Source organism: Kocuria sp. UCD-OTCP (assembly GCF_000349605.1).
GTDB lineage: Bacteria > Actinomycetota > Actinomycetes > Actinomycetales > Micrococcaceae > Kocuria > Kocuria rosea.
The window spans coordinates 51,294-77,870 of the sequence record NZ_AOSQ01000004.1; the positions used below are offsets into that span (position 1 = coordinate 51,294).

Genomic DNA, 26,577 nt, shown 5'->3' on the forward strand with positions numbered 1-26,577 from the left:
TTGCGCCCCACCGCGATCGTCGTCGGGACGGATCCTCGGGCCTCAGCGCGGATACGGTCGGCGGAGCTCTCCCCGCAACGGACCGGTCAGATCCCCTCTCGCGTCCTCGTCCACGGCGACGGTGTCCGCGCCCAGCCACGTCGCGGTCGTCGCCAGCTCGGCCGCCAGCTCCCCGACGACGACGGAGCGCGTCGGCCACCTCGTTGCCGCGGCGGTGTCGGGACCCGGCTCCTCGGCGAAGGCGGAGCGGACCAGGAGGACGCCGCGGTCCCGGTCGTACTTGAGGTCGACCCGGGCGACGAGGGACTCGCCGAGCAGGAACGGCAGCACGTAGTAGCCGTGGGTGCGCCGGGAGGCCGGGGTGTAGATCCCGATGCGGTAGTGCATCCCGAACAGCTCCAGGAGCCGACGACGCTCGAAGACGAGCGGGTCGAAGGGGGCCAGCAGGGCACGGGCGCCCGTGCGGCGCGGCACGCCGGCGTCGACGTGCAGCCACGCCGGGCGGTCCCAGCCGGCGACCGTGACGGGCAGCAGCTCGCCGCCGTCGACGAGCTCGTCGACAGCGCGGCGGGTGACGCGCTGCCCGAGGCGGAAGTAGTCGGCGAAGCACCGGACGGTCCCGATGCCGTGGGCGCGGGCGGAGATGCGGACGAGCTCGCGGACGGCGTCATCCGGGTCCGGCGGCGGCTGACCACGGACGTGCGGGGGCAGGACGCGCTCGGCGAGGTCGTAGACCCGCTCGAACTGTGCGTTGCGGCGCGCGGCGCCGAGCTGCCCGGCGTCGAAGAGGATCTCCAGGGCTGTCCTGGCGGCGCTCCACCGCCAGCCCCACCCTTCCTCGGCGCGCTGGGCGTGGCGGGCGTCGACGAACGCCTCGACCTCCCGGCCCGTGAGCGGGCCGCGTTCGGCGACGACGTCACGGACGAGCTCGAGCACGCCCGGGTGGCGGGCCTCCATCGCGTCGGGGTCCATGCCGGCCCAGCGCCGGCGGGTCCAGGCGACGAGCGGGAAGGTGGCGACGGGCAGGTAGCAGGCCTCGTGCGCCCAGGCCTCGATGAGGCGGCGCGGCGCCCGGCCCGCCGCCCGATCGAGCAGGGCGGTGTCGTACGGCCCGAGCCGGGCGAGCAGCGGCAGCAGGTGCGCCCGGGCGAGGACGTTGACCGAGTCGATCTGCAGCAGCCCGATGCGCTCCACGGTGCTCGTGACGTGCCGCATCGTCACCACCGGGGGCCGGGTGCGGTCCAGGCCCTGGGCGGCGATCGCGACGCGGCGCGCCTGGGCCGTGCTGATCGTGCGGGTCACCCGGACGACGATACCGAGACCGGTGTGCGGAGTCGACGGCATGAGCGGCCGCAGTCGTGCGCGCGGCCGGCGCGGCGGCTCATGCGCCGCCGGCAGCGCCGCTGTGCCACGCCGCGCCCCCGCACACCCGCAGCCGGGGCATGGCGGTCCGGGCACCAGCGGTCCGGCAGGGCAGCAGCCGGCAGGGGGTCAATCGAGCAGGCTCTCCAGGTGCGGGGTGCGCTCGTGGGCGCCCGGCAGCGGCTCGCGGCCCCGGCCCAGGAGGAACCACAGCGGGACCACGAGCAGGGCGAGCACCAGGCCCACCCACATCCACGAGGCGGTCAGCGCGTACTCCGCCCCCGTCAGCACGAGGGCGACGGCCATGAGCGCGGCGCCCAGCACGCCGAGCGCCCGCGCCCCGGCGGTGCGCCCGAGCTTCGCGACCGCGGCGCAGGCCAGGCCGTAGTAGAGGGCCACGAGCACCGAGATGATGCCGATCGAGTCGTCGAAGAGCGGTCCGGAGAACGCCATCCAGGCGGCGGCGACGGCGGCGGTGGTCCACGTGGCGAAGGACAGGGACCGGAAGCGGCGCGGCAGGTGCCCGCCGCGGGCCATGGACATCAGGCCGCGGGAGGTGGGGATCATCGTGGTGCCGATGGACGCCCCCGCCGAGACCGCCACGAGCGCGGCCAGCAGCGGGGAGGCCACCGAGGACCCCGGGGCGTAGGCCCAGCCGATGGCGGCGTAGGCGGCCGCCACCACGCCGAGCGCGACCCACGCCGAGACCCGCGGAGCCCGCTGCGTGGTGGACTCCTCGGTGAGCGAGAACGTGGAGTCCCACCCCCAGTACAGGAACAGGGCCAGCAGCAGGGCGGCCGCCACGTCCCCGGCCGAGACCCCGGAGCCGGCGGCGAGCTCCGCGGCGCCGTAGAAGCCGGTCCACTCCCCGTCCTCGGCGCCCGTGCCGCGCGGCAGGGCCGGCGCGGTGCGCACCGCCCAGACCAGCACGCCGACTCCAATCAGCTGCAGGACGGCCAGGACCCACTGCACGGCGGCCGAGACCCTGATCCCCGAGGCGGACACCGCCGCGAAGACCGCCATGAGCAGGGCGGCCACGGCGGTGGTGGTCCAGGGCCCGGCGCCGATCCCGAGGGCGAACAGGGCGGAGTCGGCCGTGACCCAGGCGAGGGAGGCGAGCACGAGGGTCGCCGAGAGCCACAGCCCCCACCCGCCCAGGAACCCGGCGAACGCGCCGTAGGCCTCCCGGGCCCACCGGTAGACGGTGCCCTGGTCCTCGTAGAGGGCGTCCAGGCGGGCGAAGCAGACCGAGACGACCACCATGGGGAGCACGGCGCCGACCAGCACCACGGGGGTCCAGGTGCCGACCAGGGCGTGGATGAGGCCCACCGTGACCACGGCCGAGTACAGCGGGGCGATCGAGGTGGACCCGATGACCGCGGAGGTCGTGGTGGAGATCGACCGGGGGAGCAGGTGAGCGGTCACAGCAGACCCTTCTTGTCGATGACGTTGGGCACGAACCGGCAGTAGTAGTCGGTCAATGGGCCGTCCGACTCGCGGATGCCGATGCCGGCCGCGCCCGCCTCGCCCACCACCCACGAGCCGATGACCGGGTGGTTGGGGGCGCCGTCGGAGCCCGGGAAGTTCCGGATGGGCGTGTAGGCCTGCCACACGTCCAGCGGGGACGGGTGGGGGTGCTCGGAGCGGATCCGCACGTCGCGGGCGTGCATCTCGATGCCGTCCCCCTCGCGGCCGAACACGGGCTTGCGCACCCACTCCCGCAGCTCGCCGGGCCCGTCCGGGTGGGCGGCCAGCAGGTTCTCGTGCCCGGGGAAGCACCGCCACAGGGCCACGAGCAGGAGCTTGTTGGACTGGAACATCTTCCACGCCGGCTCGTACCAGTGGTGCATCCGGGTGGGGTCGTCGAGCACGAACGCCCCGGGGCCGTCGTCGACCATGTGCTCCCACGGGTGCAGAGCGAAGATCTCCTCGATCGGGCCGACCACCACGGGGTCGTCCACGTCCCCGGTCGCGTGCACCCAGCCGCCGGACCGGGTGTCGTAGCGGACGTCCTCGACGGGCAGCAGGACGGCCCGGTAGCCGGCCTCGACCGCGGTGTTCGCGATGACGGCGGCGTTGGCCGCGTCCTCCCCGGACTCCTCCTCCCGGGTGTAGGCCACGTGCAGGGTCTTCGTGGCCGAGTACGGCAGCCGCTGCCGCCATCGGTCCACGAGCATGGGCCACAGCCCGTTGAGCTGGTCGAACTCCGGGTGGTCCTCGCCCAGGCCCGGGAACAGCGCCTCCATGCGGCTCCACTGGCAGATCGCCCCCTCGACCAGGCCGGTGGGGGTGTCGCCGTTGAGCTCGAGCATCTTCGGCGGGCCGGTCCCGTCCCAGGCCAGGTCGAAGCGGCCGTAGACCGAGGGCTCCCGCAGCCGGAGGGAGTGCTGGGCCAGCTCGAAGGCCGCGTCCGAGAGCCCGAGGGTGCCCAGGGCGCCGGTGGCCAGGTACCGGGCGGCCTCGGCGCACATCCGGTGCAGCTCGTCGGTGACGGACTCCAGCTCGTCCACCTCGTCGGGGGAGAAGACGTAGGCGGCCGTCTCGTTCCAGTACGAGAAGGACCGGCCGTCGGGCCGCTCGGTGCGTGCGTAGGTGAGCCCCTCGGCGCGGACGGTGCGCTCCCAGCCGGGGCGCGGCGCCAGGCCGTCGATGCGCCGCATCAGGAGCCCCAGCCGCTCTTCGACCCGCCGAAGCCGCGCGAGACGCCGCTCTTGCCCACGGCGGCCCCGTCGCGGGGCAGACCGCGGGCCACGGTGGCCGAGCCCGGCGGCCGGCCGGTGCTCCAGCCCGCCGCGGACGACACCGGTGAGCCCACGGCGGGGACGGCCGTGGCCCGGGCGGAGCTCATGAGCACCCACATCGGGAAGAAGCCGCCCACCCGGGGCCCGCGGTCGTCGTCGCACTCGTCGTCGTCGACCCGCACTGGCTCGGCGCCGCCCTCGCCGTCCGGGTCCTCGACGCAGATCTGGGCGTAGTCCGAGTCCACCTCCTGCACGTCCTGGGCCTCCTGCCCGCAGCCGGTCAGGGCGATCGTCAGGGCGCCGATCGAGGCGGCGGCCATGGTCCGTGAGGAGGGGCGGGGCGGCATGCGGGGCCTTCCGGGACGAGGACGGGACGGGGTCGGTCGAGGGCTGAGGTGGCGCCGGTCCGGCCGGCGCGGTCCGCACGGCGGCGCCGGCGCACCCGGCCCGCCCGTGCGGGGTCCTCCGAGCGTACGACGTCCCGGCCCCGTCCGGGCGCCCCGGCCCGGCCCGTGTCCCGGGCGCCGCCGGCGCCCGGGGCCCGGAGGAGCGGGCGCAACCAGGCGCAACATCGGTCCTCCCGCCGTCGCCGCGCAGTAGGCTTCGGGCACCTCCGGGGCCGGAGCCCGCCGACCGGACCCGCCCCGCGCCGAGCACCCAGGGGAGCCCATGAGCCGTGATCCCGCCGCCGCCCGCACCGCCCTCCTCGACGCCGGGGCCTGGTTCGCCGACCTCGTCGGGGAGATCCGCCCGCACCACTGGACCCGGCCGGGCCTGGGCGCCTGGGACGTCCGGGCGCTCGTGGGGCACACCCACCGCGCGCTCGTCACGCTCGGCACCTATCTCACGGTCCCCGCCGACGACGAGACCTGCACCGGCACGGCCCAGTACTACGCGCTCTCCGCCGCGGCCACGGACCCCGCTGAGGTCGAGGCCCGGGGCGTCGCCGCCGGCCGCGAGCTCGGCCGGCATCCGTCCGCCACCGTCCGGGCCTCGCTGGACCGGGCCCGGGACGCCCTGGCGCAGGTGCCCGTCGACGAGGACCCGCTGATCCGCACCCTGGTGGGCGGCACCCGGCTGCGCGCCTACGTGCCCACCCGCACGTTCGAGCTGGCGGTCCACGGCCTGGACGTCGCCGGGGCCTGCGGGCTGGACCGGAGACCCCCCGAGCACGTCCTGGCCGACGCCGGACGGACGGCGCTGGAGCTCGCCGCCCACGGCGGGCACCTGCCCGGGGTCCTGCTGGCGCTCACGGGCCGGCGGCCGCTGCCCCCGGGCTTCTCGGTCCTGGGCTGAACCGATCGGGGCTGCACCGACCAGGGCTGCACCGACCGGGGCGCCGGTCCTGGGCGGAAGCGGCCCGGACGCCGGTCAGAGCACCGTGCGCACGACCGACGCCCAGCCCAGCGCGACGAGCACGCCGATCAGGGCGCCGACGACCGTCTGCGCCGGGGTGTGGTCCCCGGTGCGCACCCGCGAGACGGCCAGCACGACCGGCACCGGCGCCGCGGCCAGCGACGCCCACGGGGTGCTGAGGACACCGAGCCCCACGGCCCAGCACGCGGCCATCGCCACGTGGGCGGAGACCTTCCACCACAGGGTCACGACCAGCAGCACCAGCAGGCCCAGCAGCACGAACGCCGTGGTCACGGGCACCACCGGAGGGACGCCCAGCGCGAGCTCGGCGACCACCACGAGCGCCGTCAGCACCCCCGTGGCGGCGTAGACCGGAAGCCGCTGGGCCCGGGCGCGCACGAAGTGTCCGTCCACCCGCCCGCGCCGGGCCAGCACCCGCAGCACGAGCATCGGCAGCGACGCCACGACCACCGCCGTCCCCAGGCCCCACATGGCCCCGGGCCACCCGGCCCCCGACCAGCCGGCGAGCACCAGCAGGGACAGCACCAGCGGGGCGGGCGCGAACACCTCGGCCACCAGGGTGCTCGGTCGGGGCGTGCTGCGCGCGGCGGTCATGGGTCGAGGCTAGCGGGGCCCCGGGTGCGCCCGGTCCTGTGGTGGACTGGGGCCCATGCGCATCGTTCTGCAGAGAGTGGCCCGGGCCGCCGTGACCGTCGGAGGAGAGGTCGTGGGGGCCGTCGAGGAGCCGGGGCTGCTGGCCCTGGTGGGCGTGACCCACGACGACGACGCCGCGACGGCCGCGAAGCTCGCCGAGAAGACCTGGACGCTGCGGCTGCTGGAGGGCGAGCGGTCCTGCGCCGACCTCGGCGCCCCGGTGCTCGCCGTCAGCCAGTTCACCCTCTACGGCGACGCCCGCCGGGGCCGGCGCCCCTCGTGGTCGGCCGCCGCGCCCGGCCCTGTCTCGGAACCCGTGTTCGAGGCGTACGTGGCCGCGCTGCGGGAGCTCGGCGCGCGCGTGGCGACCGGCCGCTTCGGGGCCGCGATGCAGGTGGAGCTCGTCAACGACGGCCCGTTCACCCTGGTCCTGGACAGCGCCGAGCTGGAACGGCCCCGGCGGGGCTGAGACCGGGTCCCGGCGCGGGCCGTCAGATCGCCGTGCGGGGAGCGGCCTCCTCGGAGCCCGTCTCCTCGCGCGCCTTCCGCTCCCGGGCGCGGTCGAGGGCCGCGATGACGGGTCCCGCGGTGACCCCGTGCAGCAGGACCGAGCCGACGATCACCAGCCCCACGATGCGCCACAGTGCCTGGTCCTCCGCGGCGAACTCGCCCTCGGACAGCGCGTAGGCGAGGTAGTAGATCGAGCCGATGCCGCGCACGCCGAAGAAGGCGAGCACGCCGCGCTCCCACGGTCCCGTCCGGCCGCCGAGCAGACTGATCCACCCGGCGAGGGGGCGCACCAGCAGCAGGAAGGCCGCCGCGACGAGCACCTCCCGCCAGCTGAGCCCGGCGAGCAGCCCCCGGGCCACGGCGCCGCCCAGGAGCACGAGCACCACCACGGTGAGCAGCCGCTCGAGCTGCTCGATGTAGCTGTGCAGCACGCCGTGGGCGCCGTGCACCCGCTCGCCCGCCCGGATGGTCACGGCGCACACGAACACGGCGATGAACCCGTAGCCCTCGACCATCTCGGTCAGACCGTAGGTGAGGAAGGTGGCGGCCAGGGCCACGAACCCCTCGGTCTGCGCGGTCGTGCGGACGCTGTCGAGCGGGGAGCGGAAGAAGAGCCGCCGCAGGAGCAGGCCCACCAGGACCCCGGCGAGACAGCCGACCGCGATCCGCCAGGCCACGTCCACGCTCAGGAAGTGCGGCAGCCACGCGCCGGGAGCGGTGCCCACGATGCTCAGGGCGATGGCGAGGTAGACGAACGGGAAGGCCAGACCGTCGTTGAGCCCCGCCTCGGAGGTGAGCCCGAAACGGACCTCGTCCTCGCCCTCGAGGTCCTCCTGCGACTCCGAGGGCTCCCCGACCTGCACCTCGGAGGCCAGGACCGGGTCGGTGGGGGCCAGCGCCGCGGCCACGAGCACGGCCCCGGCCGCGCTCAGCCCCAGCACCGACCAGCCCAGCAGGGCCGCCCCGAGCAGGCTCAGGGGCATGGCGATCCCCAGCAGCCGCCAGGTCGTGGCCCAGCGCCGGAAGCCCAGCGGTCGGTCCAGGGCCAGCCCGGCGCCCATCAGCGAGACGATCACGCAGATCTCGCTCAGGTGCAGGGTCACAGCGCTGTGGGCCACCGGGTCCGGGTCGGGCAGGGTGTCGGCCACGGCGAAGATCACCGCCCCGGCGGCCAGGAACACCATGGGCATCGACACGGGGGCCCGCACGAGCAGGCGGGGCAGCAGGGCGGCCGCGAACACGGCGAGCCCGGCGGCGGCGAAGAGCAGACTCGGGGCCTCGAACACCGGTACCTCATTCCTGGAAGGGCCGGGCGGGATCCCCGGTGGACCCCGCGCCGCAGCGGTCGTGGCCGTCGCCGGGCGGAGCGCGCCCGGCGGCGGCACCGACGTGATCAGCGTGCTGATCGTACGCCCAGCCTCCCCGCTTCCGACAGGCCGCGACGGGCGCAGCCGCTAGCCTGAGGGGGTGACCGGCTCCCTCTTCGACGACCTCGACGCCCCCGACCCCGGTCCCCTCACCGATGGGGACGGGGCGGACCGCACCGCCCGCCCCGCCGGCCGGGCGCGGCGCTCCCGCTCCCGGGCGCCCCTGGCGGTGCGGATGCGACCGCGCCGCCTCGACGAGATCGTGGGCCAGCAGCACCTGCTCAAGCCCGGGTCTCCGCTGCAGGTGCTGGCGGGGGAGGACCGGGGCCCGGCGGGACCGTCGTCGATCATCCTGTGGGGGCCCCCGGGCACGGGCAAGACCACCCTGGCGCACGTGATCGCCCGGGGCGTGTCCCGGAAGTTCGTGGAGCTCTCCGCGATCACCGCCGGCGTCAAGGACGTGCGGAAGGTGATGGACGAGGCGCTCACGGACCGGGACCTGCACGGGCGCACCACGGTGCTGTTCCTCGACGAGATCCACCGCTTCACCAAGGCCCAGCAGGACGCGCTGCTGCCCGGGGTGGAGAACCAGTGGGTGGTGCTGGTCGCGGCCACCACGGAGAACCCGTCCTTCTCGGTGATCTCGCCGCTGCTCTCGCGCTCGCTGCTGCTCACGCTGCAGCCGCTGGAGCGCGCCGACATCGGGGCGCTGCTGGACCGGGCCGTCGCCGACCCCCGGGGACTGAACGGCGAGGTGGAGCTCTCCGCGGAGGCCCGCGAGCACCTCCTGGACCTGTGCGGCGGGGACGCCCGCAAGGCCCTGACCTCCCTCGAGGCCGCCGCCGGGGTCGCGTTCTCGGAGCAGCCGGACGACCACGACGCGGTCGAGGGCGCGGACGGGGACGAGGAAATCGACGGGGACGACGGCGGGGACCGCGCGCGGCCGGTGCCGGTGATCACCCGGGAGCACGCCGAGGAGGCCCTCGACCGGGCGGCCGTGCGCTACGACAAGAACGGCGACCAGCACTACGACGTGGTCAGCGCGTTCATCAAGTCGATCCGCGGCTCCGACGTCGACGCCGCGATGCACTACCTGGCCCGGATGATCGAGGCGGGGGAGGACCCGCGGTTCATCGCCCGCCGGCTCATCATCTCCGCCTCCGAGGACATCGGCACCGCCGACCCGACCGCCCTGCAGACCGCGGTGGCGGCCGCCGAGGCCGTGCAGCTCATCGGCATGCCCGAGGGGCGGATCCCGCTGGCCCAGGCCGTGGCGCACCTGGCGACCGCCCCGAAGTCCAACGCCGCCTACACCGCGATCAACGAGGCGATCGCCGACGTCCGCGCCGGCCGGGCCGGACCCGTCCCGCTCCACCTGCGCGACGCCCACTACCCCGGCGCGGGCCAGCTCGGCCACGGCCGGGGCTACGTCTACTCCCACGACGAGCCCAACGGCGTGGCCGCCCAGCAGTACCCGCCCGACGAGCTCGTGGGCACCGACTACTATCGGCCCACCGAGCACGGCCGCGAGCGCGAGATCGCCCACCGCCTGGAGATCCTGCGGGGCATCGTCCGGGGCCGGTGACCGCCGGGCTCAGCGGCCGAACAGGTGGCGCACCACCGACGCGGCCGTGCGCTCGTCGATGAGCAGGTCCGTGACCACGCCCGCCCGCAGGGCGCCCACCACGCCCGGCACCTTGTGGTCCCCCGCCACCACGCACAGCCGGCGCGGGATCCGCCGCAGCTCCATGGGCGTGGGCCCGCTCGCCCGCCGGTTGTAGTCGATGTCGGCGTAGGTCCCGTCCTCCCGCAGGAAGACTGTGCACACGTCGCCGACCACCCGGTGCGCGGACAGCTCCCGGAGCGCGTCCTCCGGCAGGTAGCCGCTGGTGTACACCTGGGAGATCATCGGACCGCGGAAGGCCCCCACGCTGAACACGGCCAGGTCCGCCGCGTTGCGCACCGCCAGCACCCGCCGCACCGAGGACTCCTGCCACATCAGTCGCCGCGTCTCCTCCTGGTCGAAGAACGCGGGGGTGGGGAAGGGCAGCAGCGCGGCCCCGAAGGCCGCCGACATCTGCCCGAGCAGCGCCGAGGACTGTGCCGCCCCCGTGGAGCGGGCACTGACCGCGCCGTTCATCTGCACGACCACCGCGTCGCGCGTGGCCTTCGGCTGCAGGTGGCCCCCGATCGCCGAGGTCGTGATCCCCCAGGCGACCGCCAGCGTCATCCCGTCCCCGAACCAGTCGCCCAGCAGTCCGGCCGCGGCCCGGGCCACGGACTCCAGCCGCTGCGGCTCCGTGGCCGTGCGCGGCGTGCCCGCCACGTGCACCGTCACCCCGAAGGCCTCCCGCAGCCGGTGGGACAGGTCGTGTCCCGCGTCCGGGGGAGCCGCGAGACTGATCCGCACGATGCCCCGCTCCCGGGCGGCCTGCAGCATCCGCGAGACCGTGGGGCGGGAGACCCCGAAGCGGTCCGCCACCGCCTCCATCGTCATGCCCTGCACGTAGTACAGCTCCGCCGCGTGGTGGAGCTCGGCAGCACCGTGCATGTGACCCACCCTTCCCTGCACGTCCGTTCATTTGCTTTGAGCATAGGTGCAACCCAGGACAGAGTGTGATGCAGAGCACCTTCCCGCCCGAAACCACCCGCCCCGAGGAGTTCCCCACCATGGCCCACCCCACCCTCTCCAGCGCCGAACGGGACCGCGCACTCGCCGAGTTCTCCGACGGCCCCGAGCTCGACGTCCTCGTGGTCGGCGGCGGCATCACCGGCGCCGGCATCGCCCTGGACGCCGTGACCCGCGGACTGCGCACCGGCATCGTCGAGGCCCAGGACTGGGCGGGCGGCACCTCGCAGTGGTCCTCCAAGCTCGTCCACGGCGGCCTGCGCTACCTCCAGCAGCTCGACTTCAAGCTCGTCTCCGAGGCGCTGCGCGAGCGCGAGCTGCTCCTGGACTTCCTCGCCCCCCACCTCGTCAAGCCCGTGCCCTTCCTCTACCCGCTGACCCACCGCTTCTGGGAGCGGCCCTACGTCACCGCCGGGATCGGCCTCTACGACGCCCTCGCCCACATCGGGGCCAAGGTCGCGACCCTGCCCTACCAGCGGCACTACAGCTTCAAGGGCGTCCAGCGGGTCTTCCCCGACATCAAGCCCGGCTCCATGGTCGGCGCCGTCAAGTACTGGGACGGCCAGGTCGACGACGCCCGTCTCGTCGTCACCATCGTGCGCACCGCCGTGCGCTACGGCGCGCTCGCGGCCAACCGCACGCGGGCCGTGTCCTTCCCCACGGACGAGACCGGCCGGGTGGTCGGCGCCACCGTGCGCGACCTCGAGACGGGGGCGGAGCACACGGTGCGGGCGAAGACCGTCATCGCCGCCACCGGGGTCTGGACCGAGCAGACCCAGGACCTGGCCCACGCCGAGGGCGGGCTGAAGGTGCTCGCCTCCAAGGGCATCCACATCATCGTGCCCCGCGAGCGGATCCGCGGCGAGAGCGGGCTGATCCTGCAGACCGAGAAGTCCGTGCTCTTCATCATCCCGTGGGCGCGGTACTGGATCATCGGCACCACCGACACCCCCTACCACCAGGACCTCGTCAACCCGGTGGCCACCGCGGAGGACATCGACTACGTCATCGACCACGCCAACGTGGTCCTCGACCGGCCGCTCACCCGCGAGGACGTGATCGGCACGTACGCCGGGCTGCGCCCGCTGCTGCAGCCCGGGACGAAGAAGGGCGGCGGGGACGCGCAGTCCACGAAGATCTCCCGCGAGCACACCGTGACCGAGGTCGCCCCCGGGCTGATCACGATCGCCGGGGGCAAGCTCACCACCTACCGGGTGATGGCCGAGGACGCCGTGGACCTCGCCCTGGGGGAGGAGCGGGCCAAGGCCGTGCCCTCGGTCACCGACCGCACTCCGCTGCTGGGCGCGGAGGGCTATCTCGCGCTCCGCCACCAGGCCGGCAGCCTGGGCGCCCGGCACGACTGGAACGAGGAGCGGGTGCAGCACCTGCTCGGCCGCTACGGGTCGGCGATCACCGAGATCGCCGAGCTCGTGGCGGACCGCCCCGACCTGGGCCGCCCCCTGGAGGGGGCCCCGGCCTACCTGCGGGCGGAGATCGTGCACGCCTGCACCCACGAGGGCGCGCTGCACCTCGAGGACATCTTCGACACGCGCACCCGGCTCACGTGGGAGCAGGCCCGCCACGGCCTCGACGCGGTCGAGGAGATCGCGGACCTCGCGGCCGAGGCCCTCGGCTGGGACGACCGGCGGCGGGGGGCCGAGGTCGAGGCCTACCGGCTCCGCTGCGCGGCGGAGGACGAGGCCGCGAGGACCCCGGACGACACCGCGGCCGCCGCCGCACGGGCCGCGGCCCCCGACGTCCTGGAGCTCGTGCGCCCCTCCGAAGCCTGAGCACCCGCCCGTCCCACCCAGCCCCGTCCCCTGACCCCACCCCCCACCGGCCGTCCCCGACGGACGGCCGGTCCATCCAATCCGCACCACCTGAGGAGTCGCAGTGCTGTCGATGTCGAACGCAGTGGTACAGGCCGTCGCGCCCACCGTGCCCATCTCCCTGTCCACCGTCTTCTGGTCCGAGGTCGCGGGCACCGCGATGCTGATCCTGCTCGGCGCCGGCGTGGTCGCCAACGTCGCACTGCCGAGGTCCAAGGGCCTCGGCGGCGGGTTCCTGATGGTCAACTTCGGCTGGGGCCTGGCGGTGTTCGCCGGAGTCTACGTCGCCTGGCAGTCCGGCGCGCACATCAACCCCGCCGTGACCGTGGGGCTGTGGGCCAGCGGCGCCGAGGAGTACGCCCCCGGGGTGGCCGTCACGCTCGTCAGCACGCTCGTCTACTTCGCCGGAGAGCTGATCGGCGCCTTCCTGGGCGCCGTGCTCGCCTTCCTCGCCTACAAGAAGCACTTCGACGAGGAGATCGACGCGGCGACCAAGCTCGGGGTCTTCGCCACCGGCCCGGCCGTGCGCTCCTACGGCTGGAACGTGGTCACCGAGGTGATCGGCACGTTCGTCCTCGTCATCGTGATCCTGCTCTTCGGCAACACGCCCTCGGAGATCGGGCCGCTGGCCGTGGCGCTGCTCGTGGTCGGCATCGGCGCGAGCCTCGGCGGGCCCACGGGCTACGCCATCAACCCCGCCCGTGACCTCGGTCCGCGCATCGCCCACGCCGTGCTGCCCATCCGCGGGAAGGGCTCCAGCGACTGGGCCTACGCCTGGGTCCCGGTCGTGGGCCCGCTCATCGGCGCCGTGCTCGCCGGCGGCTTCTACCAGCTGTACGCCAACGTTCCCGCCTGACGCCCGCACCACCACCGACCCGTCCACGACACCACAACGAAGTGAGGGACCACCCATGAGCACCGACACCAAGTACGTCATGGCCATCGACCAGGGCACCACGAGCTCCCGCGCGATCATCTTCGACCACCGGGGCACGATCGTCAGCACCGGCCAGCTCGAGCACGAGCAGATCTTCCCGCGCGCAGGCTGGGTGGAGCACGACCCCATGGAGATCTGGCGCAACGTCCGCAAGGTCGTCGCCGACGCCGAGGCCTCCGCCGAGATCAACGCCCGGGACCTGGCCGCCGTGGGCATCACCAACCAGCGCGAGACCACCGTGGTCTGGGACCGCACCACCGGGGAGCCCGTCTACAACGCCATCGTCTGGCAGGACACCCGCACCCAGAAGATCGCCGAGGAGCTCGGCGGGGAGGTCGGCCCGGACCGGTACAAGGACCGGGTGGGCCTGCCGCTGGCCAGCTACTTCTCGGGCCCGAAGGTCAAGTGGATCCTGGACAACGTGGACGGCGCCCGGGAGCGGGCCGAGCGCGGGGACCTGCTCATGGGCAACACCGACTCCTGGCTGGTGTGGAACATGACGGGCGGCGTGGACGGCGGGGTGCACGTCACCGACGTCACCAACGCCTCGCGCACCATGCTGATGAACCTGGCGACCCTCGACTGGAACGAGGAGATCTGCGCCGACATGGGCATCCCCATGTCGATGCTGCCCGAGATCCGCTCCTCCTCCGAGGTCTACGGCAAGGGCCGCACCCGCGGCTTCCTCAAGGACGTGCCGATCGCCGGCATCCTCGGCGACCAGCAGGCCGCGATGTTCGGGCAGGCGTGCTTCGAGAAGGGCATGGGCAAGAACACCTACGGCACAGGCAGCTTCGTGCTGATGAACGTGGGCACCGAGGTGGTGCACTCGGAGAACGGGCTGCTGAGCACGGTGTGCTACAAGATCGGCGACCAGGACGCCGTCTACGCCCTGGAGGGCTCCATCGCCGTGACCGGGTCCCTGGTCCAGTGGCTGCGCGACAACCTGGGCATCCTCTCCTCAGCACCGCAGGTCGAGTCCCTGGCCGCGTCGGTCGAGGACAACGGCGGGGCCTACTTCGTCCCGGCCTTCAGCGGCCTGTTCGCCCCGTACTGGCGCTCGGACGCCCGCGGCGCCCTGGTGGGCCTGACTCGCTACGTCAACAAGGCCCACATCGCCCGGGCCGCCCTGGAGGCCACGGCCTACCAGTCCCGCGAGGTGGTCGAGGCGATGAACGCCGACGCCGGGGTGGACATCACCGAGCTCAAGGTGGACGGCGGGATGACCGCCAACGAGCTGCTCATGCAGTTCCAGGCGGACCAGCTCGGGGTCCCGGTGATCCGCCCGGAGGTCACCGAGACCACGGCCCTCGGCGCCGCCTACGCCGCGGGCATCGCCGTCGGCTTCTGGTCCGGGACGGAGGAGGTCACCGCGAACTGGGCCGAGAACAAGCGCTGGGAGCCGCAGATGGAGGACGCCGAGCGCGGCCGGCTGTTCCGCAACTGGCAGAAGGCCGTCACCAAGACCTTCGACTGGGTGGACGAGGACGTCGACTGACCGCGTCCGCGCCGAGGGCTCGTGCGCCGGAGCGCCGTCCGGGACTCCCGGGCGGCGCTCCGGCGCGCCGGGACCGGGACGGGGGCCGGCCCGCACCGCGAGCACCCCGGGGCGCGCCACGGCCCCGCACACGCTATAGTAGGACGTCGGCCGGCAAGGCCCGTGCTCCCGCACGACCGGCGCACCGCCTCAACCACGGTGAGCGGCGCGCGGCCACGGCGCTTGCAGGACAGGAGGATTGCGGCTGATCCTCACCTCTCCGGCGGGACCGATCCCGTCCTCGGAGGCCGGACCGAACAGAACACGCTCCCCCCGCACCGCACGCCGGACGGGGGAGGGCACCGCATTGTGAAAGGTAAACGTGGCTAACAACACGCGTGCGCGCCGCCAGGTGCGCAAGTCCCGCGCCCTCGGGATCGCCCTGACCCCGAAGGCCGAGAAGTACTTCGAGCGCCGTCCCTACGGCCCCGGCGAGCACGGCCGTGCCCGCCGGAAGGCAGACTCGGACTACGCCGTCCGGCTGCGCGAGAAGCAGCGTCTCCGGGCGCAGTACAACATCCGCGAGAAGCAGATGCACATCGCCTACGTCGAGGCCAAGCGCCAGGAGGGGCAGACCGGTGAGAACCTGGTCGCCCTGCTGGAGTCCCGCCTGGACGCCCTGGTCCTGCGCTCCGGCTTCGCCCGGACCATGGCCCAGGCCCGCCAGATGGTCGTGCACCGCCACATCCTGGTGGACGGCGAGCGGGTGGACCGCCCCTCCTACCAGGTCAAGGAGGGTCAGCTGATCCACGTGCACGCCAAGTCGGAGAAGATGGTGCCCTTCCAGGTCGCCGCCGCCGGCGCGCACCAGGCCGTGCTGCCCGACACCCCGGGCTACCTCGACGTGCAGATCGAGAAGCTGCAGGCCAAGCTGGTCCGCAAGCCCAAGCGCGCCGAGGTCCCCGTGACCTGCGAGGAGCAGCTCGTGGTGGAGTACTACGCCCGCATGGCCTGATCCTGCGGGCTCCTGCCGCCGGGACCCCCCCCCGGGGCAGGGCCTTCCCTGCGGAGAGCCCGCGGCGCCTGCGCCGCGGGCTCTTCCGTTCGGTACAGTTGATCCCCGGGCACCGCGCCGGTGCCCGTCCCCGCACGCCCGGGCGGTCCTGCCGCCCCGGCCCCCCGACCCGACCAGCAAGGAGCGCGCCGCCCCATGACCGGTGGAGAAATCGCAGGACTGCTCGCCGCGGGGGTGTTCGCCGTGCTGGTGCTCCTGCTCGCGGTGCCGATCCTCAAGCTCGGCAAGGTCTTCGACGAGCTGCGGCTGACGATCCGCTCGCTCAACAACGAGACCGTCCCCCTCATCGACGAGGTCACCCGCACCGTCTCGACCACCAACTCGCAGCTCGAGAAGGTGGACGGGATCACGACCAACGTCTCCGACGCCTCCGCGAACGTCTCCGCGCTGTCCTCCCTGGTGGCCTCCACCGTGGGCCAGCCGCTGATCAAGGTCGCCGCGTTCTCGCACGGCGTCCGCCGGGCGTTCACGGGCGACACCGCCCCGCACGGCTCCCACCGGGCCGACCGCTTCGGGGCCGCCGACGAGCAGGCCCCCGGCGCCCCGGGGGAGGACCGGCCATGAGCTTCTGGGGCCGGCTCGCCCTCGTGGCCGCCGGCGGCGTGCTCGGCGCCGCCGCCACCCGCCTCGCCCGGTCACCCGGCCAGGACCTCTCCGTGCCGGGCGGCAGCGGCGCCGCGCGCGCGCCCCGCCCCGGGGACTGGCGCTCCCGGCTCTACCGCTTCGCCGCCACCGTGCGCGCGGGCATGGACGAGCGCGAGGCCGAGCTGCGCGACTCCTTCGGCGTCGCCGCCCCCCGGCCGCAGGCCGGCCGTCTCGCCGCCGGCCGCACCGCCCCGCCGGTGCTGGACGGCACCGCCGCCCCCGGCGCGGCCGGGGCCGCGGCGGAGCCCACCGACCCCTCGACCGAACGCGAAGGAAAGCACCGGTAATGCTCTCTCAGGAAATCACCAAGCGCTGGCTGGACTACTTCGAAGGCCAGGGCCACACCGTGGTGCCCTCCGCCTCGCTGATCTCCTCCCAGCCGGGTGCCATGTTCACGATCGCGGGCATGGTCCCGTTCATCCCGTACTTCCTCGGCCAGGAGACCGCCCCCTACCGGCGCGCCACGTCCATCCAGAAGTGCATCCGCACCCTCGACATCGACGAGGTGGGCAAGACCGCCCGGCACGGCACGTTCTTCCAGATGGCCGGCAACTTCTCCTTCGGCGACTACTTCAAGGAGCGGGCCATCCCCATGGCGTGGGAGCTGCTCACCAGCCCGCTCGAGAAGGGCGGCTTCGGTCTGGACCCGGACCGGCTGTGGGTGACCGTCTACGAGGGCGACGAGGAGTCCTACACGCTCTGGAAGGACACCGTGGGGGTGCCCGCCGAGCGGATCCAGCGGCTGGGCCGGGACGAGAACTACTGGGACACCGGCCAGCCCGGCCCCGCGGGCCCCGACTCGGAGATCTTCTACGACCGCGGCCCCCGGTACGGCCGGGAGGGCGGCCCGGCCGTCGACGACGACCGGTACATCGAGATCTGGAACCTCGTCTTCATGCAGTACCAGCGCGGTGAGGGCTCGGGCAAGGACTACGAGATCCTGGGCGACCTCCCCGAGCAGAACATCGACACCGGCCTCGGCGTCGAGCGCCTCGCCATGCTGCTGCAGGGCGTCGAGAACTTCTACGAGACCGACCAGGTCCGCCCCGTCCTGGACAGGGCGTCCGAGCTCTCGGGGAAGCGGTACCACGGCTCCGAGAAGCCGGGGGAGGAGGGCTACGACGACGACGTGCGGATGCGCGTGGTCGCCGACCACGTCCGCTCCTCGCTGATGCTCATCGCCGACGGCGTGAGCCCGTCCAACGAGGGCCGCGGGTACATCCTGCGCCGCCTGCTGCGCCGCGCGATCCGCGCGATGCGCCTGATGGGCGTCACCGAGCCCTGCCTGCCCGTGCTGCTGCCCGCCTCCCGGGACGCCATGCGCGGCGTCTACCCCTACGTGGCCGAGGACTTCGAGCGGATCTCCCGGATCGCCTACGCCGAGGAGCGGGCGTTCCTGAAGACCATCGAGTCCGGCACCACCCGGCTCAACGAGGCCGTGGCCGGCGCCCGGCGCCAGGGCCAGGCCGTCTCCGGCGCGGAGGCCTTCGCCCTGCACGACACCTACGGCTTCCCCATCGACCTGACCCTCGAGATGGCCGCGGAGGCCGGGGTCCAGGTGGACGAGACGGCGTTCCGCGGTCTCATGGAGGAGCAGCGCCACCGCGCCCAGCAGGACGCCCGCGCCAAGAAGGGCGCCCACGCCGACCTCTCGGTGTTCCGCCGGCTCGTCGACGAGGGCGGCTCGGTGTTCACCGGCTACACCCGGCTCGGCCACGAGACCGTGCTGCGCGCCCTGCTGCAGGACGGCGTGACCATCCCCGCCGCGTCGGCCGGGGAGCACGTCGAGGTCGTCCTCGACGAGACACCGTTCTACGCCGAGGCCGGCGGCCAGGCCGCCGACCGGGGCACCATCAGCGGCGACGGCTTCGTGCTCGAGGTCACCGACGTCCAGCAGCCCGTGAAGGGGCTGTCCGTGCACCAGGCGGTCGTGCGCGAGGGCGAGGCCCTCTCCGGGGCCACCGTGCTCGCCCAGGTGGACGTCGCCCGGCGGCGCGCCGCCGAGGCCGCCCACACCGGCACCCACATCGTCCACGCGGCCCTGCACGACATCCTCGGCCCCGAGGCCGTCCAGCGCGGCTCCTTCAACAAGGAGGGGTACCTGCGCTTCGACTTCGCGTGGGGCGAGGGGCTCGCCGAGGCCCAGCGCCAGGAGATCGAGGAGGTCTCCAACGCGGCGATCCACGCCAACCACGAGGTCGTCACGCAGGAGATGGCCCTCGACGAGGCCAAGGCCATGGGCGCCATGTCCCTGTTCGGCGAGAAGTACGGGGACCGGGTGCGCGTGGTCGAGCTGAACGGACCCTGGTCCCGGGAGCTGTGCGGCGGTACGCACGTGGGCGGCACCGCCCAGATCGGCTCGCTCACCCTGCTCACCGAGCAGTCCGTGGGCTCAGGCAACCGCCGCGTCGAGGCCCTCGTGGGCCTGGACTCGTTCCGCCACCTCGCCGCCGAGCGGACCCTCGTGCACCAGCTCACCGGCATGCTCAAGGTGCAGTCCTCCGCGGAGCTGCCCGAGCGCCTGGCAGGCACCCTCGAGAAGCTGAAGTCGGCCGAGAAGGAGCTCGCGGTCCTGCGCCGCGAGAAGCTCCAGGCGCAGGCCGGCTCCCTGCTCGACGGGGTGCGGGAGGTCGGCGCCGTGAAGGTCCTGACCCACGACATGGGCGAGGTCTCCGGGGCCGACGACGTCCGCTCGCTCGCCCTCGACCTGCGCGGCCGGATGACGGCGGAGCCGTTCGTCGTCGCCGTCACGGGCACGGCCAAGAGCCGTCCCCTGGTCCTCGTGGCGACCACCGAGGGCGCCCGCGCGGCCGGGGTGCAGGCCGGCCGGCTCGTGCGCACGGCCGCCAAGGTCCTCGGCGGCGGCGGCGGCGGCAAGGACGACATCGCCCAGGGCGGCGGGCAGGACCCGGCCAAGACGGGGGACGCCCTGGACGCGGTGCTGGCCGACATCGCCCGGGCGGCGGGCGGCGCCGCCGCGTGAGCGACGCCTACGCCCGGGGACGGCGGATGGGGGTCGACGTCGGCCTCGTCCGCGTCGGGGTCGCCCTGTGCGACCCCGACGGCATCCTCGCCACGCCGCTTACCACGCTGCGGCGCGACCCCGACCCCCGGAAGGGCTTCGACGTGAAGCTGCTGGCCGGCCTGGTCCAGGAGCACGACGTCGTCGCCGTCTACGTGGGGCTGCCCCGCAGCCTCGACGGCGGGGAGAACGCCTCGACCGCGATGGCGCGCGACTACGCGGAGGCCCTCGCGCGGCGGCTGCGCGTGAAGGGCCGCGACGTGCCGGTGCGGCTGGTCGACGAGCGCCTCAGCACCGTGGACGCCCACCGGGCGCTGCTGGAGGCCGGGGTCGCCCGCCGCGACCACATGGACAAGGTCGACCAGGTGGCCGCGGCCACCATCCTGCAGAGCGCCGTGGACCGGGCCAGGGCGACCGGGGCGGAGCCCGGCGCGCCGGTGGACCCGCCGGTGTCCGGCGCCGCGGCGCCCGCCGTCCCGCATAATGGGGGTGACCGCGACGGGCAGGGTCCCGCCGCGGCCCGCCGCGGGGAGTCGTCCACCGGAGCCGGGAACACGGCCGAGGACACCGCCGAGGACACCGCCGGAGCGCCCGACCGGGCGCGCACGGCACCGTTGACGACCACCGATCCGGACGGAGAGCATTCGTGAGCGACGATCCGTACGACCAGTCGGCGCCCCGCCGACCCGAGGCGCCCCGGGAGTCGTCCGGCGGCGGTCTGGGCAGCCTCCTGGACGCCCCGTCCTCGCGGGAGCCCTCCACGGGCCTGCGCGGCGTCTTCGAGCACGAGGAGCTCACCCCCGAGCAGGTCAAGCAGCGCCGGCGCCGCGGCCGCGTCTCCCTGACCACGGCCATCGCCCTGTTCCTGCTCGCCGCGCTGATCACGGTGTCCGTGCTCGGCTCCACCTTCCGGTGGTTCGAGGTCCGCGACTACCGCGGCGACGGCAAGGACCCCGTGACCTTCTCCGTGGCCGACGGCGCCACCACCGGCCAGATCGCCGTGGCCCTCGAGGCGCAGGGGATCGTGGCGGACGCCGAGACGTTCGTCGAGACCTACCAGGAGGAGCACGCCGAGCAGTTCATCCAGCCCGGCGAGTACGAGCTGCGCACGGAGATGAGCTCGGAGGCGGCCGTGGACGCGCTCATGGAGGAGGACGAGGCCAGCCACTACGCGGCGGTCAACCGGACCCTGCGCATGACCGACGTGTTCGGGATCCTCAGCGAGTCCACCGGCATCCCCGTCTCCGAGTTCGAGGCCTACCGGGAGGACACGGCGACGTTCGGGATCCCGGACCGCTTCCCCACCCTCGAGGGCTGGCTGCACCCGGGCGAGTACCGGTTCCCGCTGGACGCCACGGCGGAGCAGATCCTGCAGACGATGGTGGACCGCACCCGCACGACCCTCGACGACAACGGCATCAGCGACGAGGACCAGATCTTCGAGGTGCTCACCATCGGCTCGATCATCGAGTTCGAGGTCCAGCCCGAGCACTACGACGTGGTGGCCGGCGCGATCGAGAACCGGCTCGAGAACCCCGACGGCGAGACCTCCGGGTTCATCCAGTCCGACGCGTCCGTGACCTACGGCCTCGACCGCCGCAGCTACGACTTCTCGGAGGAGGAGCGCCGCGACGAGTCCAACCGGTACAACACCTTCGCCAACCCCGGCCTGCCGGTGGGCCCCATCGGCTCCCCGGGCGACGCCGCCATCGCGGCGGCCGCCGACCCGCAGGACAACGACTACTACTTCTGGGTGACCGTGGACCTGGACACGGGCGAGACGAAGTTCGCCGAGACCTACGCGGAGCACCTGGGGTACGTGGAGGAGTACAACCAGTGGTGCAGCGAGAACGAGGGCCGGTGCGGGTGAGTCCCGCCCGCGCCGCCGTGGTGGGCCACCCCATCGGCCACTCGAGGTCCCCGGACCTGCACCGCGCCGCGTACGCGGTGCTGGGCGAGAACGTGCACTACGACGCCCACGACCTGGTCGAGGAGCAGCTCCCGCCGTTCGTCGACGCCCGCCGGTCCGACCCCGCCTGGCGCGGGCTGTCGGTGACGATGCCCCTGAAGTCGGTGGCCGCCGCGTGCGCGGACGAGCTCACGGTCCTCGGGGCGGCGGTGGGCGCGGTCAACACCCTGCTCTTCCGCCCGGACGGGACGGTGCTCGGCCACAACACCGACGTCACCGGCATCGTGGGCGCGGTGCTCGCGGCGGGCACCGTGCCGGCCGTCCCCCGGGCCGCCGTCCTCGGCGGGGGCGGCACGGCCACGGCCGCCGTCGCCGCCGCGCAGCGGCTCGGGGCCGCCTCCGTGGACGTCTTCGTGCGCTCCGCCACCCGCGCCGGGCGCGCCGTCGAGGCGGGGCGCCGGCTCGGGATCCCCGTGCACCTGCGGGCGTGGGACGAGGCGCCGGGCCTCCTGGCCGCGTACGACGTGGTCGTCTCCACCCTCCCGCCGCACGGCGCGGACGAGCTGGCGGCGCAGCTGGAGGCCGCCGCCCCGACCACCACGGGCGTCCTCCTGGACGCCGCCTACGACCCGTGGCCGTCGGCGGTGGCCGCGGCCTGGTCCCGGGCCGGGGGAGCGGTGGCCCCGGGACTCGATATGCTGATCTTCCAGGCGGTGGACCAGATCCGCCTGTTCACCGGCCGCGATCCGGGCACACCCCTGCCCCGCGAGCAGGACGTGGTCGCCGCGATGTGCGCGGCCGTGGGGCGGCCCATCCTCGCCGCCCCGTCCCTGCCCCGCACCTGAGACCTGTCGGCGGCCGCGCCCCGCGGGGCCCTGTCGCCGAGACCCCGAACGGAAAGAGTTGTTATGTTGCGTTGGCTCACGGCCGGCGAGTCGCACGGCGAGGCGCTCGTCGGGATCATCGAGGGCGTCCCGGCTGGGGTGAGCCTGACCAGCCAGGACGTCCGCGACGCCCTGGCCCGCCGCCGGCTCGGCTACGGGCGCGGCGCGCGGATGAAGTTCGAGCAGGATCAGGTGCGCCTGCTCGGCGGCGTGCGCCACGGCGTGACCCAGGGCGGGCCGGTGGCGATCGAGATCGCCAACACCGAGTGGCCCAAGTGGCGCGAGGTGATGTCCGCGGACCCCGTGGACCCGGAGGTGCTCGCGGGCCGCGCCCGCAACGCCCCCCTCACCCGCCCCCGCCCCGGCCACGCGGACCTCACCGGCATGCAGAAGTACGGCTTCGACGAGGCGCGGCCCGTGCTCGAGCGCGCCAGCGCCCGGGAGACGGCCACGCGCGTGGCCCTCGGCGCCGTCGCCGCGAAGATCCTCGAGGCCGTGGGCGTGCAGCTCGTCTCCCACACCACGGCCGTGGGCGCCGTCAGCGCCCCGGTGGACGCCGCGCGCCCGCTGCCCTCCGACGTCCCCGGCCTCGACGCCGACCCCCTGCGCTGCTTCGACCCCGCCACGGCGGAGGCCATGGTGACGGCGGTGGACGCCGCCCACAAGGACGGGGAGACCCTCGGCGGCGTCGTCGAGGTCCTCGCCTACGGGCTGCCCCCGGGGCTCGGCTCGTACGTGCACTGGGACCGGCGGCTCGACTCGCGCCTGGCCGGGGCCCTGATGGGCATCCAGGCCATCAAGGGCGTCGAGGTCGGGGACGGCTTCCTGACCGCCGCCCGGCCCGGCTCCGAGGCCCACGACGAGATCTCCCGCGGCGCCGACGGCGCGGTGCGCCGCGTGAGCAACCGCGCCGGCGGGATCGAGGGCGGCATGTCCATCGGTGACGTCCTGCGCGTGCGCGCGGCCATGAAGCCCATCGCCACCGTGCCGAAGGCGCTGCGCACCGTCGACGTCGCCACCGGCGAGGCCGCCCGCGCCCACCACCAGCGCTCGGACGTCTGCGCCGTGCCCGCCGCCGGGGTGGTCGCCGAGGCGATGGTCGCCCTCGTGCTCGCCGACGCCGTGACGGAGAAGTTCGGCGGGGACTCGATCACCGAGACCGCCCGCAACAAGGACGCCTACCTCGCCGCGATCCCGGAGTCCCTGCACTCCGCCGGCGAGCTCGGGGCCTTCGGGGACGACGCCGCCGCGGCGCGCGACGACCACATGGGCGACCCCCTCGTGGCCCCCGCCGAGACCGGGGCCCCCGCAGATGCGGCCGCGCCCGCCGAGCCCGGGGAGGCCCAGGCGTGAACGCGCAGTTCCCCGCCCCGGCCGACGCCGCCGAGACCCCGCAGCGGCCCGTGGTGCTCATCGGGCCCATGGCCGCCGGGAAGTCCTTCCTGGCCCTGCACATGTCCAAGTTCTACGGCTACGACTTCGTGGACGCCGACCAGGTCATCGTCTCCCGGTACGGGGTGATCTCGAAGATCTTCGCGGAGCACGGCGAGAAGTACTTCCGCGACCTCGAGGCGGACACCGTGGCCGAGATCCTGCGGGACCCGGACCACGCCAACGCGATCTTCTCCGTGGGCGGCGGCGCCCCCATGACACCGTCCACCCGCGAGCTGCTGCGCCACGAGCTCGTCGCCTACCTCGAGGTGGACACCGAGACCGTGCTGCCCCGGATCAGCGGCAACCGGACCCGCCCCATGCTCCAGCCGGACCCGGAGCGGCGCTGGCAGGAGCTCTACGAGTCCCGGCGCGCCTGCTACGAGGAGCTCGCCGACATCACCCTCGACGGCCGCGGCAACCGGCCCGTCGCCGAGATCGGCGCCGACCTCGAGGCGGAGCTCACCCGCCTGCGCTCCGCACGGAGCGCCGGCGGCACCACCGACAGCACCCAGGAGGCCCAGGCATGAGCGAGTCCGCTCCCCGCACCGTCACGACCATCCCCGTCACCGGGGAGCGCCCGGCCGAGAACTACGACGTCCTCGTCGGCCACGGGCTGCTCGGCGAGGTCCCCCGCGTGCTCGGCGACCGGGTCCAGCGCGTGCTCGTCATCCACCCGCGGGCGCTGCGCAGCACCGGCGACGTGGTCATGGAGGAGCTGCGCGGACAGGGCTACCAGGCGTTCACCGCCGAGATCCCCGACGCCGAGGAGGGCAAGCACGTCCAGGTGGCGTCCTTCTGCTGGCAGGTCCTCGGGCAGAACGACTTCACCCGCTCGGACGCGATCGTGTCCGTGGGCGGGGGAGCGGTCTCCGACCTCGCGGGGTTCGTGGCCGCCACGTGGCTGCGCGGGGTGCGCGTGGTGCACGTGCCCACCACCCTGCTCGGCATGGTCGACGCCGCCGTGGGCGGCAAGACCGGGATCAACACGGCCGAGGGCAAGAACCTCGTGGGCGCCTTCCACCCGCCCGCGGCCGTGCTGTGCGACCTCGACACGCTGCGGACGCTGCCCGAGAACGAGCTGCTCACCGGCATGGCGGAGGTCGTCAAGTGCGGCTTCATCGCCGACGAGCGGATCCTCGAGCTGATCGAGGCCCACCCGGAGGCGGTGCGCGACTCGCAGTCCGAGGTGGTCCGGGAGCTCGTGGAGCGCAGCATCCGGGTCAAGGCCGAGATCGTCTCCGGCGACCTGCGCGAGGCCGGCCGCCGGGAGATGCTCAACTACGGGCACACCCTCGGCCACGCGATCGAGCACAACGAGCGCTACCAGTGGCGCCACGGCGCCGCGGTCTCGGTGGGGCTGGTCTTCGCCGCCGAGCTCGCCCGCACCGCCGGGAACCTGGCCGACGACGTCGTCGAGCGCCACCGCAGCATCCTCGCCTCCCTCGGCCTGCCGACCGCGTACCGGTGGGACCAGTGGCCGCGGCTGCTCGAGGTCATGAAGCGGGACAAGAAGACGCGCGGGAACCTGCTGCGCTTCGTCGTCCTCGACGCCGTCGGCCGGCCCCGCGTGCTCGAGGTCCCCGACCCCGCGATCCTCTTCGCGAGCTACCAGGAGATCGCAGAGGGCGCGCCCAGCTAGACTGGTCCGCGGTCCGGGACGACACCCCCCTGTCCGCGCCGACCTGCCGACTTCGCAGACAACCAGAGAGAGAACCTGTGGCTACGACCAACGACATCAAGAACGGCACCGTCCTGAAGCTGGAGGGCAACCTCTGGAACGTGATCGAGTTCCAGCACGTGAAGCCGGGCAAGGGCGGGGCGTTCGTGCGCACCAAGATGCGCAACATCACCTCCGGGAAGGTCGTCGACAAGACCTTCAACGCCGGCGCGAAGATCGAGACCGCCACGGTGGACCGCAGCGAGTACCAGTACCTGTACCAGGACGGCGCCGACTACGTCTTCATGGACAACAAGACCTACGACCAGATCACCGTCCCCGGTGAGGTGGTGGGTGACGCCGCCAACTTCATGCTCGAGAACCTCAACGTGACCATCGCGCTGCACGAGGGGGCCCCGCTCTACATCGAGCTGCCCGCATCCGTGGTCCTCGAGATCACCTACACCGAGCCGGGCCTGCAGGGCGACCGCTCCACCGGCGGCACCAAGCCCGCCACCGTGGAGACCGGCTACCAGATCCAGGTGCCGCTGTTCCTCGAGCAGGGCACCAAGGTCAAGGTCGACACCCGCACGGGTGACTACCTGGGCCGCGTCAACGAGTGAGCGCCCGGGGCAAGGCGCGCCGGCGCGCCGTGGAGATCCTCTTCGAGGCCGAGCAGCGTTCCGAGGACGCCCGCGAGGTCATGGAGCGGCGCCGGATGCACAGCGACTCGCAGGTCTCCCCGTACGCCGAGGAGCTCGTGCTCGGCGTCACGATGCGCCGCGGTGAGCTCGACGAGTACCTCGAGACGTACTCCCAGGGCTGGACCCTCGAGCGGATGCCCGCGGTGGACCGCAACGTGCTGCGCGTGGGGGCCTGGGAGCTGCTGTTCAACGACGACGTCCCGGACGGGGTCGCCGTGGCCGAGGCCGTGAGCCTCGCCAAGGAGCTCGCGGGCGACGACTCCCCGCGCTTCGTCAACGGCCTGCTGGGCCGGCTGCAGCAGATGAAGCCGACCCTGCTCGGCTGACGGGGCCGCCGGACCCCGCCCGGGGCGCTACCATTTCCGGGACCACGACCGTGCGTCCC

25 protein-coding genes are annotated in these 26,577 nt (G+C 73.9%); 18 read left to right on the forward strand and 7 right to left on the reverse strand.

Annotated elements, in window-relative coordinates:
- Positions 1 to 42 precede the first annotated feature (42 nt).
- The 4 genes from H488_RS22120 to H488_RS22135 form a co-directional block, all read right to left on the reverse strand.
- A complete protein-coding gene (locus tag H488_RS22120; RefSeq protein WP_017832272.1) occupies positions 43 to 1,344 on the reverse strand; it encodes a winged helix-turn-helix domain-containing protein in 1,302 nt (433 codons plus the stop codon).
- 147 nt (positions 1,345 to 1,491) lie between these two features.
- On the reverse strand, positions 1,492 to 2,787 hold the full coding sequence (locus tag H488_RS22125; RefSeq protein ID WP_017832273.1) for an APC family permease: 1,296 nt from the start codon (positions 2,785 to 2,787) through the stop codon (positions 1,492 to 1,494).
- Entirely contained in the window at positions 2,784 to 4,022 is a 1,239-nt protein-coding gene (locus H488_RS22130; RefSeq protein ID WP_017832274.1) for a glutathionylspermidine synthase family protein, read from the reverse strand. The genes H488_RS22125 and H488_RS22130 overlap by 4 nt, the downstream gene beginning before the upstream one ends.
- Positions 4,022 to 4,450: a hypothetical protein gene (locus tag H488_RS22135; protein ID WP_126346302.1), complete on the reverse strand. Its 429-nt coding sequence runs from the start codon at positions 4,448 to 4,450 to the stop codon at positions 4,022 to 4,024. Before H488_RS22135 ends, H488_RS22130 begins: the two co-directional genes overlap by 1 nt.
- Positions 4,451 to 4,772: 322 nt before the next feature.
- Between H488_RS22135 and H488_RS22140 the strand changes: the two genes are divergently transcribed.
- On the forward strand, positions 4,773 to 5,399 hold the full coding sequence (locus tag H488_RS22140; protein ID WP_017832276.1) for a maleylpyruvate isomerase N-terminal domain-containing protein: 627 nt from the start codon (positions 4,773 to 4,775) through the stop codon (positions 5,397 to 5,399).
- 75 nt (positions 5,400 to 5,474) lie between these two features.
- On the opposite strand, the gene H488_RS22145 is transcribed toward H488_RS22140, so the two are convergent.
- Positions 5,475 to 6,074: a hypothetical protein gene (locus H488_RS22145; protein WP_017832277.1), complete on the reverse strand. Its 600-nt coding sequence runs from the start codon at positions 6,072 to 6,074 to the stop codon at positions 5,475 to 5,477.
- Positions 6,075 to 6,129: 55 nt separating this feature from the next.
- Between H488_RS22145 and dtd the strand changes: the two genes are divergently transcribed.
- The gene (gene dtd, locus H488_RS22150) at positions 6,130 to 6,582 is read left to right on the forward strand and encodes a D-aminoacyl-tRNA deacylase (RefSeq protein WP_017832278.1); all 453 of its coding nucleotides are present in this window, start codon (positions 6,130 to 6,132) and stop codon (positions 6,580 to 6,582) included.
- A 22-nt stretch (positions 6,583 to 6,604) separates the two neighbouring features.
- On the opposite strand, the gene H488_RS22155 is transcribed toward dtd, so the two are convergent.
- Positions 6,605 to 7,909: a cation:proton antiporter gene (locus tag H488_RS22155; protein ID WP_017832279.1), complete on the reverse strand. Its 1,305-nt coding sequence runs from the start codon at positions 7,907 to 7,909 to the stop codon at positions 6,605 to 6,607.
- 181 nt (positions 7,910 to 8,090) lie between these two features.
- On the opposite strand from H488_RS22155, the gene H488_RS22160 reads away from it, so the two are divergent.
- Entirely contained in the window at positions 8,091 to 9,575 is a 1,485-nt protein-coding gene (locus H488_RS22160; protein ID WP_017832280.1) for a replication-associated recombination protein A, read from the forward strand.
- A 9-nt stretch (positions 9,576 to 9,584) separates the two neighbouring features.
- On the opposite strand, the gene H488_RS22165 is transcribed toward H488_RS22160, so the two are convergent.
- On the reverse strand, positions 9,585 to 10,541 hold the full coding sequence (locus H488_RS22165) for a sugar-binding transcriptional regulator (RefSeq protein WP_017832281.1): 957 nt from the start codon (positions 10,539 to 10,541) through the stop codon (positions 9,585 to 9,587).
- Positions 10,542 to 10,609: 68 nt separating this feature from the next.
- Here H488_RS22165 and H488_RS22170 point away from each other — a divergent pair, with 68 nt between their 5' ends.
- From H488_RS22170 to nusB, 15 genes are all read left to right on the forward strand, one after another.
- The gene (locus H488_RS22170) at positions 10,610 to 12,409 is read left to right on the forward strand and encodes a glycerol-3-phosphate dehydrogenase/oxidase (RefSeq protein ID WP_017832282.1); all 1,800 of its coding nucleotides are present in this window, start codon (positions 10,610 to 10,612) and stop codon (positions 12,407 to 12,409) included.
- A gap of 112 nt (positions 12,410 to 12,521) precedes the next feature.
- The gene (locus tag H488_RS22175; RefSeq protein ID WP_031282381.1) at positions 12,522 to 13,304 is read left to right on the forward strand and encodes an MIP/aquaporin family protein; all 783 of its coding nucleotides are present in this window, start codon (positions 12,522 to 12,524) and stop codon (positions 13,302 to 13,304) included.
- 55 nt (positions 13,305 to 13,359) lie between these two features.
- On the forward strand, positions 13,360 to 14,883 hold the full coding sequence (gene glpK, locus H488_RS22180) for a glycerol kinase GlpK (protein ID WP_017832284.1): 1,524 nt from the start codon (positions 13,360 to 13,362) through the stop codon (positions 14,881 to 14,883).
- 361 nt (positions 14,884 to 15,244) lie between these two features.
- On the forward strand, positions 15,245 to 15,877 hold the full coding sequence (rpsD, locus tag H488_RS22185; RefSeq protein ID WP_017832285.1) for a 30S ribosomal protein S4: 633 nt from the start codon (positions 15,245 to 15,247) through the stop codon (positions 15,875 to 15,877).
- Positions 15,878 to 16,072: 195 nt separating this feature from the next.
- Positions 16,073 to 16,501, forward strand: coding sequence for a DUF948 domain-containing protein (locus H488_RS22190; protein WP_031282383.1), 429 nt, complete (start codon positions 16,073 to 16,075; stop codon positions 16,499 to 16,501).
- Positions 16,498 to 16,869 (forward strand): hypothetical protein, encoded by a 372-nt coding sequence (locus H488_RS37355; protein ID WP_017832287.1) that lies wholly within the window; start codon positions 16,498 to 16,500, stop codon positions 16,867 to 16,869. Before H488_RS22190 ends, H488_RS37355 begins: the two co-directional genes overlap by 4 nt.
- The gene (alaS, locus tag H488_RS22195; protein ID WP_017832288.1) at positions 16,869 to 19,565 is read left to right on the forward strand and encodes an alanine--tRNA ligase; all 2,697 of its coding nucleotides are present in this window, start codon (positions 16,869 to 16,871) and stop codon (positions 19,563 to 19,565) included. Before H488_RS37355 ends, alaS begins: the two co-directional genes overlap by 1 nt.
- Entirely contained in the window at positions 19,562 to 20,254 is a 693-nt protein-coding gene (gene ruvX, locus H488_RS0117880) for a Holliday junction resolvase RuvX (protein WP_109269152.1), read from the forward strand. The genes alaS and ruvX overlap by 4 nt, the downstream gene beginning before the upstream one ends.
- Positions 20,251 to 21,474, forward strand: coding sequence for an endolytic transglycosylase MltG (locus H488_RS22200; protein ID WP_017832290.1), 1,224 nt, complete (start codon positions 20,251 to 20,253; stop codon positions 21,472 to 21,474). The genes ruvX and H488_RS22200 overlap by 4 nt, the downstream gene beginning before the upstream one ends.
- Positions 21,465 to 22,358 carry a shikimate dehydrogenase gene (locus H488_RS22205; protein ID WP_017832291.1) on the forward strand — a complete coding sequence of 298 codons (894 nt, stop codon included), beginning with the start codon at positions 21,465 to 21,467 and terminating at the stop codon, positions 22,356 to 22,358. The genes H488_RS22200 and H488_RS22205 overlap by 10 nt, the downstream gene beginning before the upstream one ends.
- Positions 22,359 to 22,421: 63 nt before the next feature.
- Positions 22,422 to 23,750 carry a chorismate synthase gene (gene aroC / locus H488_RS22210; RefSeq protein ID WP_017832292.1) on the forward strand — a complete coding sequence of 443 codons (1,329 nt, stop codon included), beginning with the start codon at positions 22,422 to 22,424 and terminating at the stop codon, positions 23,748 to 23,750.
- Positions 23,747 to 24,358 (forward strand): shikimate kinase, encoded by a 612-nt coding sequence (locus H488_RS22215; RefSeq protein WP_017832293.1) that lies wholly within the window; start codon positions 23,747 to 23,749, stop codon positions 24,356 to 24,358. Before aroC ends, H488_RS22215 begins: the two co-directional genes overlap by 4 nt.
- The gene (gene aroB / locus H488_RS22220; protein ID WP_017832294.1) at positions 24,355 to 25,470 is read left to right on the forward strand and encodes a 3-dehydroquinate synthase; all 1,116 of its coding nucleotides are present in this window, start codon (positions 24,355 to 24,357) and stop codon (positions 25,468 to 25,470) included. Before H488_RS22215 ends, aroB begins: the two co-directional genes overlap by 4 nt.
- A 77-nt stretch (positions 25,471 to 25,547) precedes the next feature.
- Positions 25,548 to 26,111: an elongation factor P gene (gene efp / locus H488_RS22225; RefSeq protein ID WP_017832295.1), complete on the forward strand. Its 564-nt coding sequence runs from the start codon at positions 25,548 to 25,550 to the stop codon at positions 26,109 to 26,111.
- Positions 26,108 to 26,518: a transcription antitermination factor NusB gene (nusB, locus tag H488_RS22230; protein ID WP_031282389.1), complete on the forward strand. Its 411-nt coding sequence runs from the start codon at positions 26,108 to 26,110 to the stop codon at positions 26,516 to 26,518. The genes efp and nusB overlap by 4 nt, the downstream gene beginning before the upstream one ends.
- The last annotated feature ends 59 nt before the right edge of the window (positions 26,519 to 26,577 follow it).

Coding starts and splice junctions, on each gene's coding strand:
- alaS (WP_017832288.1), top strand. CDS start 16,869: ATGCTCTCTCAGGAAATCACCAAGCGCTGGCTGGACTACTTCGAAGGC.
- H488_RS22170 (WP_017832282.1), top strand. CDS start 10,610: ATGCAGAGCACCTTCCCGCCCGAAACCACCCGCCCCGAGGAGTTCCCC.
- H488_RS37355 (WP_017832287.1), top strand. CDS start 16,498: ATGAGCTTCTGGGGCCGGCTCGCCCTCGTGGCCGCCGGCGGCGTGCTC.
- H488_RS22135 (WP_126346302.1), bottom strand. CDS start 4,450: ATGCCGCCCCGCCCCTCCTCACGGACCATGGCCGCCGCCTCGATCGGC.
- dtd (WP_017832278.1), top strand. CDS start 6,130: ATGCGCATCGTTCTGCAGAGAGTGGCCCGGGCCGCCGTGACCGTCGGA.
- H488_RS22190 (WP_031282383.1), top strand. CDS start 16,073: ATGACCGGTGGAGAAATCGCAGGACTGCTCGCCGCGGGGGTGTTCGCC.
- H488_RS22130 (WP_017832274.1), bottom strand. CDS start 4,022: ATGCGGCGCATCGACGGCCTGGCGCCGCGCCCCGGCTGGGAGCGCACC.
- glpK (WP_017832284.1), top strand. CDS start 13,360: ATGAGCACCGACACCAAGTACGTCATGGCCATCGACCAGGGCACCACG.
- H488_RS22175 (WP_031282381.1), top strand. CDS start 12,522: ATGTCGAACGCAGTGGTACAGGCCGTCGCGCCCACCGTGCCCATCTCC.
- aroB (WP_017832294.1), top strand. CDS start 24,355: ATGAGCGAGTCCGCTCCCCGCACCGTCACGACCATCCCCGTCACCGGG.
- H488_RS22140 (WP_017832276.1), top strand. CDS start 4,773: ATGAGCCGTGATCCCGCCGCCGCCCGCACCGCCCTCCTCGACGCCGGG.
- H488_RS22120 (WP_017832272.1), bottom strand. CDS start 1,344: ATGCCGTCGACTCCGCACACCGGTCTCGGTATCGTCGTCCGGGTGACC.
- H488_RS22165 (WP_017832281.1), bottom strand. CDS start 10,541: ATGCACGGTGCTGCCGAGCTCCACCACGCGGCGGAGCTGTACTACGTG.
- H488_RS22145 (WP_017832277.1), bottom strand. CDS start 6,074: ATGACCGCCGCGCGCAGCACGCCCCGACCGAGCACCCTGGTGGCCGAG.
- aroC (WP_017832292.1), top strand. CDS start 22,422: ATGTTGCGTTGGCTCACGGCCGGCGAGTCGCACGGCGAGGCGCTCGTC.